Source organism: Rheinheimera hassiensis, from assembly GCF_022436675.1.
Classification (GTDB): domain Bacteria; phylum Pseudomonadota; class Gammaproteobacteria; order Enterobacterales; family Alteromonadaceae; genus Alishewanella; species Alishewanella hassiensis.
Map to the genome: position 1 here is coordinate 258,115 of NZ_JAKUJZ010000004.1, position 16,268 is coordinate 274,382.

19 protein-coding genes are annotated in these 16,268 nt (G+C 47.9%); 9 read left to right on the top strand and 10 right to left on the bottom strand.

Features of this window, described 5'->3' with window-relative positions:
• Positions 1-18: 18 nt before the first annotated feature.
• Together MJX74_RS09900 and MJX74_RS09905 are read left to right on the top strand one after the other, a co-directional pair.
• Complete coding sequence (locus MJX74_RS09900) at positions 19-273, top strand: type II toxin-antitoxin system Phd/YefM family antitoxin (protein ID WP_240222704.1); 255 nt, start codon at positions 19-21, stop codon at positions 271-273.
• The gene (locus MJX74_RS09905; protein ID WP_240222705.1) at positions 266-529 is read left to right on the top strand and encodes a Txe/YoeB family addiction module toxin; all 264 of its coding nucleotides are present in this window, start codon (positions 266-268) and stop codon (positions 527-529) included. The genes MJX74_RS09900 and MJX74_RS09905 overlap by 8 nt, the downstream gene beginning before the upstream one ends.
• Here MJX74_RS09905 and MJX74_RS09910 read toward each other — a convergent pair.
• On the bottom strand, positions 523-1,461 hold the full coding sequence (locus tag MJX74_RS09910; protein WP_240222706.1) for a DMT family transporter: 939 nt from the start codon (positions 1,459-1,461) through the stop codon (positions 523-525). The genes MJX74_RS09905 and MJX74_RS09910 overlap by 7 nt on opposite strands.
• An 89-nt stretch (positions 1,462-1,550) precedes the next feature.
• Here MJX74_RS09910 and MJX74_RS09915 point away from each other — a divergent pair, with 89 nt between their 5' ends.
• Complete coding sequence (locus tag MJX74_RS09915) at positions 1,551-2,450, top strand: LysR family transcriptional regulator (protein WP_240222707.1); 900 nt, start codon at positions 1,551-1,553, stop codon at positions 2,448-2,450.
• Here the strand turns inward: MJX74_RS09915 and MJX74_RS09920 are convergent, their stop codons facing one another.
• On the bottom strand, positions 2,451-3,374 hold the full coding sequence (locus MJX74_RS09920) for a M14 family metallopeptidase (protein ID WP_240222708.1): 924 nt from the start codon (positions 3,372-3,374) through the stop codon (positions 2,451-2,453).
• A gap of 197 nt (positions 3,375-3,571) precedes the next feature.
• Between MJX74_RS09920 and MJX74_RS09925 the strand changes: the two genes are divergently transcribed.
• From MJX74_RS09925 to MJX74_RS09935, 3 genes are read left to right on the top strand one after another with little or no spacing between them, the layout of a single operon-like run.
• Entirely contained in the window at positions 3,572-4,063 is a 492-nt protein-coding gene (locus MJX74_RS09925; protein WP_240222709.1) for a MarR family winged helix-turn-helix transcriptional regulator, read from the top strand.
• Positions 4,060-5,124, top strand: coding sequence for an HlyD family secretion protein (locus MJX74_RS09930; RefSeq protein WP_240222710.1), 1,065 nt, complete (start codon positions 4,060-4,062; stop codon positions 5,122-5,124). Before MJX74_RS09925 ends, MJX74_RS09930 begins: the two co-directional genes overlap by 4 nt.
• Before the next feature lie 10 nt (positions 5,125-5,134).
• Positions 5,135-6,187, top strand: a complete 1,053-nt coding sequence (locus MJX74_RS09935; RefSeq protein WP_240222711.1) for a DUF2955 domain-containing protein — start codon at positions 5,135-5,137, stop codon at positions 6,185-6,187.
• A gap of 66 nt (positions 6,188-6,253) precedes the next feature.
• On the opposite strand, the gene MJX74_RS09940 is transcribed toward MJX74_RS09935, so the two are convergent.
• The gene (locus MJX74_RS09940; RefSeq protein ID WP_240222712.1) at positions 6,254-7,267 is read right to left on the bottom strand and encodes an alpha/beta hydrolase; all 1,014 of its coding nucleotides are present in this window, start codon (positions 7,265-7,267) and stop codon (positions 6,254-6,256) included.
• A gap of 79 nt (positions 7,268-7,346) precedes the next feature.
• Complete coding sequence (locus tag MJX74_RS09945; RefSeq protein WP_240222713.1) at positions 7,347-8,138, bottom strand: alpha/beta fold hydrolase; 792 nt, start codon at positions 8,136-8,138, stop codon at positions 7,347-7,349.
• Between the two features lie 173 nt (positions 8,139-8,311).
• Between MJX74_RS09945 and MJX74_RS09950 the strand changes: the two genes are divergently transcribed.
• Positions 8,312-9,127 carry an AraC family transcriptional regulator gene (locus MJX74_RS09950; protein ID WP_240222714.1) on the top strand — a complete coding sequence of 272 codons (816 nt, stop codon included), beginning with the start codon at positions 8,312-8,314 and terminating at the stop codon, positions 9,125-9,127.
• A gap of 13 nt (positions 9,128-9,140) precedes the next feature.
• Here MJX74_RS09950 and MJX74_RS09955 read toward each other — a convergent pair whose 3' ends face one another.
• The gene (locus tag MJX74_RS09955; protein WP_240222715.1) at positions 9,141-9,599 is read right to left on the bottom strand and encodes an SRPBCC family protein; all 459 of its coding nucleotides are present in this window, start codon (positions 9,597-9,599) and stop codon (positions 9,141-9,143) included.
• 171 nt (positions 9,600-9,770) lie between these two features.
• Here MJX74_RS09955 and MJX74_RS09960 point away from each other — a divergent pair, with 171 nt between their 5' ends.
• Positions 9,771-10,475, top strand: coding sequence for a tetratricopeptide repeat protein (locus MJX74_RS09960; RefSeq protein ID WP_240222716.1), 705 nt, complete (start codon positions 9,771-9,773; stop codon positions 10,473-10,475).
• A 78-nt stretch (positions 10,476-10,553) separates the two neighbouring features.
• On the opposite strand, the gene MJX74_RS09965 is transcribed toward MJX74_RS09960, so the two are convergent.
• The 5 genes from MJX74_RS09965 to MJX74_RS09985 all read right to left on the bottom strand — a co-directional run bounded on the left by MJX74_RS09965 (position 10,554) and on the right by MJX74_RS09985 (position 15,375).
• Positions 10,554-11,312: a DUF4435 domain-containing protein gene (locus tag MJX74_RS09965; protein ID WP_240222717.1), complete on the bottom strand. Its 759-nt coding sequence runs from the start codon at positions 11,310-11,312 to the stop codon at positions 10,554-10,556.
• Positions 11,305-12,465 carry an AAA family ATPase gene (locus MJX74_RS09970; protein WP_240222718.1) on the bottom strand — a complete coding sequence of 387 codons (1,161 nt, stop codon included), beginning with the start codon at positions 12,463-12,465 and terminating at the stop codon, positions 11,305-11,307. Before MJX74_RS09970 ends, MJX74_RS09965 begins: the two co-directional genes overlap by 8 nt.
• Positions 12,466-12,508: 43 nt before the next feature.
• The gene (locus MJX74_RS09975; RefSeq protein ID WP_240222719.1) at positions 12,509-14,383 is read right to left on the bottom strand and encodes a hypothetical protein; all 1,875 of its coding nucleotides are present in this window, start codon (positions 14,381-14,383) and stop codon (positions 12,509-12,511) included.
• Positions 14,384-14,564: 181 nt separating this feature from the next.
• Positions 14,565-15,110 (bottom strand): helix-turn-helix transcriptional regulator, encoded by a 546-nt coding sequence (locus tag MJX74_RS09980; protein ID WP_240222720.1) that lies wholly within the window; start codon positions 15,108-15,110, stop codon positions 14,565-14,567.
• A gap of 4 nt (positions 15,111-15,114) precedes the next feature.
• Entirely contained in the window at positions 15,115-15,375 is a 261-nt protein-coding gene (locus MJX74_RS09985) for a hypothetical protein (protein WP_068227937.1), read from the bottom strand.
• Positions 15,376-15,634: 259 nt separating this feature from the next.
• Between MJX74_RS09985 and MJX74_RS09990 the strand changes: the two genes are divergently transcribed.
• Complete coding sequence (locus MJX74_RS09990; RefSeq protein ID WP_240222721.1) at positions 15,635-16,258, top strand: LysE family translocator; 624 nt, start codon at positions 15,635-15,637, stop codon at positions 16,256-16,258.
• The last annotated feature ends 10 nt before the right edge of the window (positions 16,259-16,268 follow it).

The window sequence follows — 16,268 nt, forward strand, 5'->3', positions numbered from 1 at the left end:
CGTACAGGTTGAGGCCTTATGAAAGTTGTATCTTTTACCGAAGCCAGAAATAGCTTAAAAGCCGTGCTGGATGCTGTAGTTAATGACGCTGATGCGACAGTAATTACGCGGCGTGACTCTGAAGATGCCGTGGTAATGTCGCTGGATTACTACAACAGTCTGATGGAAACGGTGCATTTGCTGCGCTCACCAGCTAACGCTGCGCACTTGCAACGCTCTATTGCGCAGTTCAAAGCGGGCAAGGTGACAAACAAAGAGCTGGTGGATGAGTAGTAGGCTATTGTCATGGACAGATGAAGCCTGGCAAGATTACTTATACTGGCAAAGCCAGGATAAAAAGACGCTGAAACGCATTAATAAACTGATTACTGAAACTAAGCGCAGCCCCTTTGACGGCATCGGTAAACCCGAGCCGCTAAAAGAGAATTTATCCGGTTTCTGGTCACGCCGCATTGATGACACCAACAGGCTGGTGTATGCGGTGGATGATAGTGCGCTAACCATTATTTCCTGCCGTTATCATTACTGATCTACAGCTATTTGCACAGTTTTACGCTGACGCAGTACTTTTAGCAGCTGCGGCAGCATCAGACCCAGCAACACAACCGCCATACCGGTAACCTGAATAGATGTGACCTTTTGCCCCATCAGCAGCGCTGTTAACGCAGCGCACACCGGAATTAAGTTGAAAAATAAAGCCGCAGGCGCCGACCCCAGCTGCTGCACCGCATTTAAGAAAAATAAATACCCTATAACAGTGCCAAACACGCCGATATAAACCACAGCCAATACTCCCTGCAGCGGCAGTTGCAACAGTTCCGCAATCGGATGAATATCGCCCTGTATGCTGTTAAAGCCCAGAATAAAGGCATCGCCTGCTAACATGCTGATTAACGTAAAAGGCAGCAGTGGCAACCAGGTAGTCATTTTTTGTGACGCCGTGGTGTAGGCCGACCATAACAGCATAGCGGCGATAATGGTGATGTCGCCGCGGTTAAACTCAAACTGCAGCAGCGCTTGCCAACTGCCTTTGGTAATAACCAGCAATACGCCGGCTAAGCCTATTACCAGGCTGACACTTTGCGAGCGGCTAAGCCACTTGCGTGACAGGGCCGCGACCAATAATGAGGTAACTAACGGGCTTAATGCCATCACCAGTGCGCCATTAGTGGCGGCAGTATGCTTCACACCGGTAAACAGTAATAAATTAAAGCCGCCGACCCCTACCAGGCTGATGGCGATCAACCAGGCATACTGCCACCAGGCCAGGGTTGGCCAACGTTCACCCTTAAGCAGTATGTAGCCCAGCAAACACAGAGCAGCGATGCTGAAGCGCCACACTACCAGGGAGTTTTGTGACATCTGATCCAACACCAGCTTTGACACAGGAAACACGCTGCCCCAGCAAAAGATACTGATTAACAATAATAAAATGGTAACGAATGGCGATTGGCGGCTCATGGTATTGCTCTGGCAGTTTAACTTGCCGTATAGTTTATTTGTTTCATAAATAAAATATATATCAACTAATAGCAGGTTAAATACCAAAAATGAAACCTAACTACTCTCTGGATGATATGCGGCTATTTTGGCTGGTGGCACAAGCCGGAAGTTTTCGCCAGGCGGCAGAGCAGGTAGGAATTCCGCCGTCGACGCTAAGCCGGCGTATTAATGCGCTGGAACAAGCGCTGGGATTACGCTTGCTGCACCGCGACGCGCATCGTATTAACCTGACCGGCACCGGCCAGCAATATTTACAGCGCTGCGGCCCCTTGTTCAGCGAGCTGAATGATATTTCCGGTGACTTGCAGGCGGAGAAACATGAGCCTGCCGGTTTGCTGCGTATTGCAGTACCGGTAAATACCACTTACCGCTGGCTGGCGGGCGCATTGAATCAGTTTCAGTTACGCTATCCCAAGATTGATTTAGATATTCGCATGTCAAACTGGGTTATTGATGTTGGCGAACATGCTATTGATTTGGCGATCCGCGTAGGTGAGCCGGCACTGCAAGGCTGGATCGCCAGGCCACTAACCAATGTGCAATCGTTACTGTGTGCCGGCAGCCAGGCCACGCAATGGCATCACATTCAGCACCCGTCTGAGCTGATAAACTATCCGCTGGTTGTCAGTAGCCCGATTAATGTCTGGCGTTTCGAGCATCAGCAACGCCGCGAGTCCTTTGACTTTCGCCCGCAGGGCAATGTCCGGCTGTTTGTTGACGATATGAATATTGCCATGCAAGCGGTTGAAGCCGGCGTAGGTATTGGTTATTTGCCGCGCCGGGTGGTGCAGGAGCATATGCAGCAGGGCAGGCTGGTTAGGCTGGCCACAGACTGGCTGGGGCCGTTGCGTAAAACCTATCTGTTATACCGCGACCGCGATAACCAACCTCTGCGCCTGCGTTTGCTGATTGAATATCTGCTGCAAGCTGCACCGGCAGAGTATTAATTAACTTTGTTGCAGTAAATAATCCAAGGCACCTACCACGGCCGCTACCTGAGCCTGAATACATTGTTCTGGCGTGGCGCTTGGGCTGTCCGGGTATACTTCAGTGGTGCTAACCAGCGGCGCATCGGTTACGCTGCCGCATAAACCTAAGCTGGCTTTGGCGTAGTTAATTACGCCAAACTGCGCAATTTTCTCGCCGATTAACTCGCCGTTTTCATCAGCTTCGGCGATATGAGTCACCTTGGCTACGCTGTCGATAATAGCTTTTTGCAGCGCCGGGCAGGGGTGTTCGGCGTCATCTACCGTGTAATAGCCATCGGGGATATTCCAGTTTTTGTTCACCGTGCCATCGCGTGCCGCTTTGGCCGGGCGAAACTCGCTGTTATCTGAATCAGTAGTTTCATGTAAATCAATATGCAGCGCAAATCGGGTGTTCAGGCCTGCCAGATACTGCTTTACCTGTTGTGCTTCAGATGCTTTGTCATCGGCGCCAAAGCTGCGGTTCGGGTCTATTGCCTGCGGGTTCCAGCGGTTGATGGTTTCATAACCCCAGGGGCTGATACAGGGCAGCACCAGTACGTTTACTTTGTTGCTGTAAACTTTGGCTTTGGTTTGTAAAAAGCGCAGTGCGCCATGCACACCACTGGTTTCGTAGCCATGCACACCACCAGTAACTAAAATGGTGGGTTTATCGCTTTGCCAGTTACGGCTTTTTACCGCAAACAGTGGGTAGGTTTTACCGCTAACGTGCTGATAATTCAGCTCGCCGTATTGCTCAATATCAAACTCGTTTTGCAGTGCTGTGATCGCCGGTAATACCTCGTCGAAGAAACTGCGTTTTATCTGCTGTTCACTCAGCCACTGCGCCGTTTCTGCTGCGCCCCAAGCCTGGCCGACAGTGCCAATATGGTAAATAGTGTTCATGCGTATTCCTGTAATAAAAGCTGCCAGCGGCAGGCGTAAAACATGGCGTCACTATAGCATTGAACCCAGAGCGACAGCCATGCTGCTGCGTTTAACGCAATTCCTGAACGGTTCAACGCAAGAATAAAATAGTTAGCTTGCTAAGTATATTGATGGCCATATAATACTTAGCAAGCTAACTAATTTATGGGCGTGTAATGACTGAAATAACCAACCTGACCGAGATGAAAGCTATGCTCAAAGTGCCGCTGGGTAACCAGATTGGGCGGGTGCATCGCTTATGGCGCAGCGCTATTACTGCATCGGTGCAATCGCTGGATATGACCGAATCACGCTGGACAGCGATGCTGCATCTGAAAATGTTGGGCGAAGGCGCTACCCAACAAGCATTGGCGCAGGAGCTGGGTATAGAAATGCCGTCGCTAAGCCGCACCCTTAGCCAGTTGGTAGAGCAGGAGATGCTGCAGCGCCAGCCGCACCCTAGCGATAAAAGAGCGCAGTGTTTGTATTTCACCGTAACCGGACAGCAGATGCTGGCGAAATTGATTGAGCGCACGATGCAAATCCGCCAGGCGCTGTACCAGGATTTAACCCCGGCTGCGGTACAGCAGTTGATGCAGTCGTTAGACATTATGGAGCGTAACGCCCGTACTTTGCTGCTTGCCACCGCTACAGAGAATAAAGCATGACACCGGATCAGATTTTTAAACGCTGGGTACAGGGGGCATTAGCGGTATTTGTTATCGCCTTTGCCTATTTTATTTGTGCAGATATCTGGATGCCGCTAAGTACCCAGGCGCGGGTAATGCACCCTGTGGTGGCTATAGCCCCCGATGTAAGCGGCCAGGTAACGCAAGTGCTGGTGCAAAACAACCAGCCGGTAAAAGCCGGTGATACGTTGTTTACGCTGGACCCGCGCGCTTACGTGCTGGCGGTAGACAAAGCCGAACTGGCGCTGGAGGCGGCAAAGCAGGAAAACGCCCAACTGGAGGCCACTATTGCCGCTGCCCGTGCCAGTGTAGCGGCGTATCAGGCCAGTGCCGATGAGCTGGAATTGGAAGTAAAGCGGCTGGGGCAGCTTATTGGCAGCAAAAGCGTATCGCAGCAATTAGTTGATCAAACCCGGGCCAAATATACCGGTGCACAGGCACAGCTAGAGGCTGCTAAAGCACAGCTGAATGAGCTGGTGGTGCGCCGCGGGGCCAGCGGTGATGACAACCTGTTACTGCGCCAGGCCAGCAATAACTTAGCCAATGCCAGGCTAAACCTGCAGTACACTGCTGTGCAGGCCAAAGTAGACGGCGTTATAAGCAACCTGCAACTGGTGCCCGGCAACTATGCTACTGCTGGTAAAACGCTGACTGCGCTGGTGGCAACAAAAGCCGATATTATTGCCGATTTTCGTGAAAAATCGCTGATGAAGGTTAGCGTAGGTACTGCTGCCAGTATCATGTTTGACAGCCTGCCGGGCCAGGTGTTTGCAGCAACGGTAGTGTCGGTTGATGCCGGGGTAAAAGACGGTCAGTTACCGGCTGATGGCAGCCTGGCTAACCCGGAAAATTCTGATCGCTGGGTGCGCGATGCACAGTACCTGCGTTTGCACCTTGAGTTAAATGATAATGATCAGGTGCTGGCAGCTTTACCCAGCGGTGCGCGTGCCACGGTGCAGTTGTATCCGGCTGACGGCCCGGCGCGTTGGTTGGGGCAGGTGCAGGCACGGTTTATCAGCCTGCTGCATTATATCTATTAAGGTGGCGGCTATGTCTTCGCCCTTTCACATTACGCCAAAAAAATTGCAGCTAAGCAGTAACGATCTGCGCCAGTGTTTGCGTATTGCGTTTGCCGGTACTTTGGGTTTTGTGCTGTGCAAGCTAATGGGCTGGAGTTACGGTACCTTTTTTGTGGTTAACCCCATGTTATTGCTGGGGCTGGTGCCGGTGCTTAATGCCCATATACTGCGCCAGTTTATTGCCAGTACGCTGTTTGTCAGTATCAGCATTTTGGTATTGCAGGGCCTGTTTGGTGACAAACCACTGGCGATGACACTGCTGGTTATTTTGCAGTTTGGCTTTTTATTTCGCTGCATGACACGTGGCGTCAATTTCCTGTTTGGCGCCATGACTATGGTGGGCTTATCAATGCAGCTGCACTTCGCCAGTTATCCGGCGCCTGTTACCCAAGTCAGCGATATTGTCATGTCTAACCTGGTGGCCGGTGCTGCTACCCTGTTTATTACCTTTTTAATGTATACCCTGTTTCCGGATACCACACCACGGCAGGGGCGGCAAATGCCGGTTAAACCGTTAAGTAACCAGCGCCATGAGGTGATTCTGGCTACCACTGTGGCGACCTTATCGTTTTTGGTGTTTCAAAGCTTTGATCTGGTAGATTCGCTGTCAGCGCAGGTGGCATCGGTGCTGGTATTGTTTCCGCTGAACTGGCACGGTGCCGGTAAAGCTGGCTGGAACCGGGCAATCGGTACTTTAGTGGGCTGTAATGTTGGGTTGTTGATCCAACTGCTGCTGTATAACCATGCTGGTGTGCTGCTGTTTGTCGCGCTGGCAATGTGGCTAAGCATTATGCTGTTTGCCCGGCATCATATGTTTGAAGGCGGCCAGGCCGGTGCCGGTTTTGGCGCTATGACCACCATGGGCATTTTATTTGGCCAGTACCTTACGCCAGAAAAAGATCTGGTATACAGCGCGTTGTATCGCTTTAGCTCGGTGGCTATTTCGGTGATCTGTACCTTAATTGCTGTGTATCTTATGCACCATTTACTAAACCGCTTTAGCGCTACGCGGCTGCAAACCTAGCGGTTTATTGGCTGACGGTATAAAGCAAAAAGACCCCGGGCGGGGTCTTTTCTGCGGGCTGTTTACTTATTTAAGATGGTCTTTTAACTCACGGCCAGCCTGGTCCAGCGCATCCTGCACTGCCGGTACATCACTCAGTACATTCAGCAGGCCAAAGTCGTGGATCATACCGTTGTAGCGCACTGTAGTTACTGCAACACCGGCATCGTTCAGATGGCGGCCATAGGCTTCGCCTTCATCACGCAGCACATCCATTTCGGCGGTTTGAATTAACGCCGGTGGTAAGCCCTTTAATTGCTCAGTGGTAGCGCGTAGTGGCGAGGCATAAATTTCGTTACGCTGCTCCTGAGACGTGGTGTAGTTATCCCAGAACCACTGCATCATATTACGGGTTAAAAAGTGGCCGTCGGCGTAAGTATGGTACGAGGTATTGTTAAAGCCGGCGTCGGTTACCGGCCATAACAACAGCTGGAACTTCAGCGCCGGTGTACCTTCTGCTTTGGCTTTTAAGGCCACCACCGCCGCCATATTACCGCCGACGCTGTTACCGGCGACCGCTAAACGGCTGCCATCAACACCAATCTCTTTGCCATTTATCGCTACCCATTGCGTTGCCGCATAGGCCTGGTTAATCGCCGTTGGGTATTTGGCTTCCGGTGACGGGGTGTAATCGACATACACTGCTACGGCACCAGAGCGCTGTACTAAATCACGGATTAAACGCTCGTGCGTTGGGAAGTCGCCCAATACCCAGCCGCCACCGTGAAAGTACATAAAGGCCGGTAACGTACCTTTAGTGCCTTTTGGTTTTACAATAACCAGTTTAATGCTCTGGCCATCGACTTTAATGGTTTTTTCGCTGACATCTGCCGCTGGCAAAGTAGCACCTTGCTGAGCGCCCACCAGCACAGCACGGGCATCGGCGACTGATAACTGCTCCAGTGGCTTACCGCCGCCCTGGGCTAAGGCATTTAAAAAGCCCTGAGTCTGGGTTTCAACACCCGGTGAGCCAGCGGCAAACGCATTGCCGATACTTAAAGCTAACAGGCTGGCAGTAATAACAGTGTTTAATGCTTTCATGGTAGTGCCCTCAATTTATTCAGTTAGTTTATGTTCGTTTAGTATCAATATCGGTTCAGTGTGCCGTAGTTAGCGGCGGTTATTTCGTAGTGGCGGTTGCTGCTTCAACAATCAGCGCAGCAACTTTGTCCGGGTGAGATGTCATCACCACATGCGAAGCGCCCGGTACTTCAACGACTTTTTTCGCTTTAGCGCGCTGAGCCATAAACTTCATCGCAGCAGACGGAATATTCTTGTCGGCGGTACCATAAATGGCCCAAGATGGTACTGTGTGCCACGCGGGCTCGCCAGCAGCTTCAGTTAACGCCAGTTCAGTAACCGGGCGCTGGGTGGCTGCCATCAGTGCGGCGTCATTCGCCGGCACATCGGCCGCAAATTGCTCGCCGAACTTATCTTGCTGGATGTATAAGTCTTTATTGCCGTCTTTTAGTATCACCGGCGCTGCCAGTGTCGGGCCTAAAGTGCTGCCAGGGTAACGGCCAGACAATTCCAGTACCGTTTCGCCTTGCTCCGGTGCAAAAGCGGCAACATATACCAGGGCGGTAACATTGGTGTTGCCCTGCACAGCGTTGCTGATCACCGCGCCACCGTAAGAGTGGCCAACCAACACAACCGGGCCGCTGGTTTGTTTTACCAGGCTGGCAACATAATCGGCATCGCCACTTAAACTGCGTAGCGGGTTAGCAACAGCAACCACCGGGTAGCCCTGTTGCAGCAGGTTCGCGGCTACGCCGTTCCAGCTGGACGATTCAGCAAAGGCGCCATGCACTAACACCACGGTAGGTTTTTCTGCGGCAAAGGGGGCACTGCTTAATGTTAAAGCTGCAGTAGCAACAGCGGCGGCGATGTGGCGAAATTTGAACTTAGTCATAATGTATTCCTGTTCAGTTAATAATGTTTTCGTTGGTTAACGTCATGCCTAAAGTGGCGTACTGCTTAGCTTCAATTCAGTTGCAAGCGTTGGGAGTATATTAGGCGGTTAATCTTGTTTTTTGGCGTCATATTGTCTAAATTATGCTGCAGATAGTCTAAATGGGGCTGAATATGGACAGGCTTTCAACGTTATTGGCGCAATTTGGTATGCACGCCACAACTTTTTATGCTGGCACTTTTAGCGGTGAGCTGGCCTATGACGCACAGGAGCGTAGTGGCAAGTTGCATCTGGTTAATACCGGCAAGGCCCGCTTGCATATAGCCAAGCAGGAGATTGTGATCAGCCAGCCGAGCCTGCTGTTTATTCCCCGGCCCTGTAAACACCAGTTAAGTGCAGTGGCAACAGACAATACTCAGCTTGTTAGTGCGGCGGTGAGTTTCGATGGTGGCCTGGATAACCCGTTAACCACGGCTTTACCCGATTATATGTTGCTGCCTGTCAGTGAGTTACCCATTCTCAGCGACAGCGTAGTGTGGTTATTTAGCGAAGCCGCTGAGCAAAACTGCGGTAAAAATGCGGTGTTAAACCGGCTGTTTGAGCTGGTGATGATCCAGTTGCTACGCCATGTTATGGCCAATAGCAGCATGTCATCCGGTATGATGGCTGGCTTAGCTGATTTACGCTTAGCCCGCGCCGTTACACTGATGCACGACCAGCCAGCCAAGCCCTGGTCGGTGGCCGAACTGGCCAGCGCGGCCAGTATGTCGCGTGCCAGCTTTGCGGCGCAGTTTCATAAAGTGGTGGGTAAAACCCCGGCCGACTATCTGCTTAGCTGGCGCGTTAGCCTGACGCAAAAGCGTCTGCGCGAAGGCCGGCCTATTGCGCTGATTGCCGATGAAGTGGGCTACGAAAGCCCGTCAGCACTGGCGCGGGCGTTCCGGCGTAAAACCGGCGCCAGCCCCAGAGAGTGGCTGCAACAGCAATAGTGCTGCCTGGCAGTTAGTTAAAGTCTTGATCCGGTATTTCAGGTTCGGTTAAAAGCGCCAGCAACTGCAGCGATTCCTGCCAGCCGGCATAGCAAAACTCCAGCGGTATTGCCTCGGGTATGCCGCTTTGCTCAATATGCAATTCAGTGCCACACAATACCGGCTTTAACCGGATGGTAACCAGCATCTGGCCCGGCAGGCTTGGATCATCAAATTGGTCGTTATAGCGGATCAGCTCGTTTGGTTTCAGCTCAAGATAAGTGCCACCAAAGCTGTGGCTCTGGCCGGTATTAAAATTGGTAAAACTCATTTTGTAGCCGCCGCCCACCCGTGCATCCATGCTATGCACCTTGCCGGTAAAACCATGCGGCGGTATCCATTTCGCCAGCGCATCGGCATCTAAAAAAGCACGGTACAACCGCTCTGGTGTGGTTTTTATAACCCTGTGCAGTATTACGGTATTGCCTGACATAATTAACCCCCTGTGTTAAACGCATTAGTTTGACGTATCACAGCTTAGTCGAAGCAGCAGTGATGAATTCGACAGGTGGGGAGAATTTGTTTTTATCATGGCGATAAATGAACATATTGTTTATTGTTGGTTAAATTAATTCTAATTGAAATGCCTGTTGGACACAGAACAATGATTAAACCTGTCTTTCTTATCTTCAGTTTATTCGCCGGTGGTTTGGCCGCAGCTGAGAGCAGTGAAGCTTTGAGCACTGCGCAGCATGCTTTTTATAGCGGTGACTATGTAAAAGCGAAAACAGGCTTTTTGCTGGCAGCAGAGAAGGGTTCTGGTGAGGCTGAGTACTATCTTGGCTTAATTGCCAAAAATAATCCCAAAAACGCAGACTATCAGGTGGCATTGTCTCATTTCACCAACGCTGCCCGGCTTAATCATGCTCAGGCTATGTGGGAGCTGGGTGTGTTGTATGAAAACGGTGAGGGTGTAAACCAAAACCAGTTTACTGCACTGGACTGGTTTCGAAAATCTGAGTTTGCGTCAGCTGTTGAAGCGCCGGACAGCTTTTACGTTACCGGCAACAATGGTGAACTGAACGAAGTTTCAGTATCGCAATATATTCAACACCTGACTCAGCAAGCACAAAGCGGACTTACCGATGCTAAATTTGCGCTGGCCAAAATTTATGATGCCGGGGTGGTTGTTAAAGCTGATTTACCACAAGCTTTCAATTGGTACCTCAGTGCGGCAACAGACGGGCATACCAAAGCCGCACAGCTGGTCAGTTATTTTTATTGCCGCGGAATTACTGTTCCGCGTAGCCCTGAAAAAGCCAATGTTTGGCTGGAAACCAGCGGATATTCAACAGACTGTGACAAGTGATATGTTTTAAATACTGCTTTTTGATCTGCTTTATTGATAGAGAACAGCCGAAATTATACGGCTGTTATTCATCAAATATTAAGCTACTTGTAATTCCTTCTTTATGTCATTTACAATCCTATTAAGTAAGATGTTATTACCTTGTTTAAGTGCGATTTCAATTAAATTTTTATCACTGAAATTTGAAAATCTACCTTTTTTTGCTAGAAATCGTGATAGCATTTGGAATAACTGCTTTCCTCTAACATTTAAATTGTAATCGCGATATACAATTTCTAATACTTCTTTTTCTGGTTCTGTGTAACCAATTTCCTTAGAAAATTGCGGACAAATTTCGTTTAGCCCTGGTGGTGATACCACATTTATATGGGTAGAAACTCTTACACTTAATGCGTGCTCTCTTTCTTTAATAGTCTTAGATACTTCAAACGCAACCCATTTTCCTATTATACCCCTAAGTAATTCTAGTTTTATTTTATCGTCATGGTCAACGAAGTTATGGATGTCAGAACCACCATATATATCATTTTCAATACAGTATCCTGTAGTGAATATTATCCCAGATTTGTTTTTTGGTATTTCAATGAACCTAAATGCATCACGATCAGCAACAAATACGACGTTTTTTCCTTCAAACTCGCTTCTTCTATCGTAAATAGAAAAAAGATTCGTCCTTCCTCCGCATGGTTGGAGAGATACCAATGTATTATTCAAGCTTGACTTTAGCCATCTGTAAACAAATAGATCATCTGATCCCTCAATCAGTATTGTCGGTATAAATGACCGCTTTAAGCTGTTTACTATTTCATCAACTGTAGGTAGAGATTTATTATTCAAAGCTATACCCCCTGTCGTTTCCTATCATTATTTCCTTGTCTTCATACTGTGTATAAATAAACGGGGAGTGAGTGGCTATAAATAGCTGATTATTTGTCTTTTGTTCAATGAGTACATCAAGCAAAATTCGTTGCCAATCTACGTGCAAGCTAAGCTCGGGCTCATCTATAAAAAATGGACAGTCGCTATAAAGAGCGTTGTAGCATAAAAAACTTAGCATCTGCTTTTCTCCTGCAGATAGCGCATCAGAGTTTATACTTTGGTCAATATCACCTAACGCTACTCTTGGGTTCAGTCTGATTCCTTTGTGCTTGAAAATTGTTACTATTATGTTGGATAAAACTGTTAGGGAATTGAATGTGCTTTCTCTTATCTGTTCAAATTCGATTACATCCTGATTGATTTTATCAAGTGTAGATACCGCATCTCTTAAGGCATTACTTTCTGAAGAATCGGTTTCTCTGTACCCTTTTATTTCAGAAAATATTTTTTCTGATAGTGATTTGGAGTAGTTATCCACTTTGGTGGTGGCATCATTATGCTTTCTAATTACTAGTTGTTTAATGTCGGCTGTTGATATAGATGAAACGAATTTATGTTTTAACACAGATAATCTGTTAGCGTGAGCTTCCAAAGCATTTTGTATCTCGCTTCCAAACCCACTGCTATCTCTGACAAAGTATTCTTCACCATCTTTGATTACTCTCCTACTTCCACCTCTGTGGGAGTCAGTCATTGAAAAACCACCCTCAATTCTTCGGAAGGTTGGGAAGAATACAGATGTGTCAAAAAGTTCCACAGCTATTTGGTTGGCTGCCTCTACAACATCCGCTCTCATAATTGGCTCTTTCTTGTCGAGCAATATTTCGCCATTTACTTTTTGGATAATGTAATGAACAATTTCTCTGCTTTTAGATTCACTTCTCTCAATAGTTAGTTTGAATTCAGATGTTGTTATTGTTACTTTTTGAAAGATTATCTCTCGAATTGCTCTTTCAATGTTGGCGCTAATGCAGTACCACATTAATTTCAGAATTGTTGTTTTTCCTGAGCCGTTTCGCCCTGTTATAATGTTTATATCTTCGTTGAACTTTATGTTTATTGGAGTGCTGGAGTTATTTAATCCTATCACTTCTATTTCTTTTATTATCATGATTTCCCTTAATTTACTTCTTCATTGTTATCTTGCAAATCTTTCAAATACTTTTTGCTATCAACTCGGCTTTGAGCAATCCGCCTTTGGTTAGCAGCTTGGCTGAGAAGTTGGGGCGGCGTTTGGCTTTGTAAGCATCGTAAATTTGCTTTAAGCCTTCAGCTGTTAACAGTGAAATATTCACTTCGGTATCCATCTCTGCAGACTCGATAAAATCCTGCGAGAAGCTGGGCGCGATGATCAGCACTTGTGCCACACGCTTTCCCTGATTTTCACAGCGATTTACATAAGCTTTTATTTGTCTGGATGTCGTGGAGTATTTGGCAAAGTCACCATTTTTACAGGTCTTGGCTTCGCCGATAATAATGTCATCGTCGCTAATAGAAATAATAATGTCGGCTTTATCTTTCGATGTGTTAATTGATTTTCGCAGCTCTTCATCAACGACCAGATCAAGCTGCTCCAGAATCGTTTTCGTTGCTTCTTCAAATTTTACACCAACGTCAGTTTCATTAATTTCAATGCCAACAGCTTTAAGCGTAAGCAGGTCGCGCTTAGCCAGCGCGGCATAATTTTCGATCAGTTTATCGTTGGCGTTGGCAAAGGCTTCCAGAATATTGGACCTAGGATTGCCTTTTTTAGGCAATTTCAGATTGTCTCGTAACTCCTTTACTTCGTCATTAGTCAGCAGGTACAGCACATCGTGTGGTGTGATACTAAGAGCCCTTAGCCGCTCGACATTGATCTCCTCGTTTTCCTCCAGCTCATACTCTTGCCTGATGCGCTGGGTCAGTGTTTCCGGGTTGCCTGCTGCATCCAGCCCTTGGAAGTTCTGCACCAGAGAGTCGAACATCTCTTTATAACCGGTTGCGCTAATGGCATCAAACTCACGGTCGGCTGCAGTGTTCAGGCTTTCCAGAATCACGTCAATACGCTCATCCACCGTGAAGCCGATTCTTTCTGCGTCGATATCTAAATCCGCTATTAACTGCTTCAAACGCTCTTTACGTTTATTCTGGTTGTCGGCGTCGTCATATAGATCACGCGATAGCATATCCCTCACAGCGATGCCGGAATGCAGAATAGTGCTGATTTTTTCGCTCCGGCTAACACCGCGAATGCGCTTACCGTAGCTTTTTAAAATGTTAGATAGTTCCGCATCAGACAGCACCCGTAAGATCCGCAACAAGTGCTTATTGGCCAGCTCTTTGCCCTGGATTTGATTCAACACGGCAACCACTTCGTCGGGGATAAGGACTTCCGAGCTTTTGCGATTAATGAATATGACACCCATATCACGTAGCTCCTGTAAGCAGTTGTCCACGGTCTGCTTGCCAGCTTTAATTGGCTCTGACAGGTGTTCAATTGCAACCAGTTCATCGTGGGAAATTTTCAGGTGGTGCGCCAAGGTATTCAGAATACTGCGCTCATCATCAGTGATATTGGCTTGGCGATTAATTTTCTCATCGTTTTTATAGGCGATATTCAGGCAATCGCGGAAAATATTTAATCGATGGGCATGACCATAGTCCTCGGCCAGATTACTTTCGATATCCACCTGAATTTGCCGTGCCAGCGTATCTAATGTTTCCCACTCGCGGGCGTAAAGTTGTTCAATCCACGAAATACGCGCAATACCATTGCCATCACGGGTAAGGATATTTACCAGTAAAGCCATCGAAGCATCACATAGCGCCAGCTTCTCACGAATAGAATATTGGTACTGTGCCGAAACGGCATTAAATAGCTGCGTAATTTCACTGCCGGACGCATCTTTAATTTGGCGATTTACTTTGTTCAGTGCTTTTGAAATGACTTCATCATTGGTCGCGGCAGATGAGCATAGTTTATCCAGGCACGTAATAAACTTGGATTTTTCTATTTGGTTTAGTACAGACAGGATATGGTTAAGCTTCATAAGACTTCCTTTTCTTGTTGTTTTGCCAAATGAAGAGCTTCTTTCAAAAGTAATTGAAGTTCTTATTGTTTATTTGGATGTATCGAGTACCCAATCTAGAACATAACCTGTAGATGCGCAACTTTACGCATTATGAGCAACTGGTAAACAGCATTTATATGCGGGGCTGCAATTTTTGTGTTCAACGATATTGCGCAAGCTCTTGCTGAATTTGCATAAACTCTTTGTGGGTGTTGGGTTGCAGCTCGCTTAGTGATCTTGCGATATTCACCTGCATGGTTACTTGCGCGACTTCTGCAATTTCTGTTGGTACTGTTTTATTTTGCTGCTTGGCAAACCAGTTAAGCACCTTGGCCAAATGCCAGATACTGCTGCTGCCGCTGTGCAGTGGAGCAGGAAAGCTTTGAGTATGATTTAGCATAAGTTTACGCATATTTTGCCGGCTAAAGCCGAGTAGATCGGCGATGTCGCTTAAGCCAACTAAATCAGGTGTGGCTTCAATTATGGCTGCGTTTGGAATGGCAGTTTTAACGTCTTTAATCGCAGAGGTTATCGCCGCAAAAGCACTGTTGGCTTCGCGGCTAAATTGCAGCGCGATACGGCCTTGCTGGCCGATACCAATGAGGGCGTCGTCACAGCACGCCTGTGCCAACTGCTCGATGTAATTTGCTGGATCCTTATTAGCATCGGGCAATGCAAACTTTAAGGTAAACTCATATAATGTCATCTGCTTAATCTTCAAAGTTTTGGGTTCGTTGTGCGGTGCAGTTATCTACCACCCGTTTAACTTGCCTGGCATGGTTAGCTGGATTTTTGGGTGTACTCCAGATGCTGGCAATACAAAATTCACCACAGCGGCAGTTTGTGTCGTTATAAGGGCAATACATTCGCCCCCAGGCATGGCTGCCCCCTACATCAATAACCCAGCCGTGCTGTTCTGCATATTGCAAAGCGTCTTCAATGTCTTTTTTAGGATGCTTTTTCCGTGGCACGTGTAATCCTCGTTGATTCTAGTTGCGCAGACTTTGGTTGTCAAGTGACAACCTGGCGAGGCGCTGTTGTCATGTGTTTTTGTTAATTTAAATTTATTAAATTGTATTGGTTTTTGCTTTATGTAGATTAGCAGCGCTGTGAGCATGTGCAATGAACTACCCGATCAACTGCGCTAAGTTGACTAAAAACCCTGCCTAACCCTATTGCTGGCGCTGATACAACCAGCCAGAATAGCGCTACTTTGCTGTTGAGGTGGTTATGGTTAATCTGGCCCTGCTGGGTGCTTTTATTCCGACGTTTTTATTTGTCTCGGTAACACCGGGTATGTGTATGACACTGGCGATGACATTGGGCATGAGCCAGGGCGTGCGGCGTACCTTTTGGATGATGTGGGGCGAAATGCTTGGCGTGGCACTGGTAGCCGTGCTGGCTGTGGGCGGCGTGGCGGCGGTAATGCTGCAGTTTCCGGCGTTGTTTCAAGGGTTTAAAATTGCCGGTGCTTGCTATCTGGGCTATATAGGCCTGCAAATGTGGATGGCTAAAGGCAAGCTGACGCTGCCGCAGCAGGGTGAAGTGCGGCAGTTAATGGCGCGGCGCACCTTATTTAGCCAGGGCTTTATTACGGCGGTGTCTAACCCTAAAGGCTGGGCATTTCATATGGCGCTGTTGCCGCCCTTTATTGACATCAAGTACGCCTTTTGGCCACAGTTGTTCGTACTGGTGGCCATTATTGTGCTGCTGGAGTTTTTATCTATGCTGCTATACGCCAGTGGCGGTAAAGCGCTGGCGCTGTTTTTTGGCAAACCCAACCGCGTGCAGTATTTAAACCGCATTGGCGCCAGCCTGATGTTTGGCGTGGCGCTGTGGATGTTGTTGGGCTAACCTGGCAGCA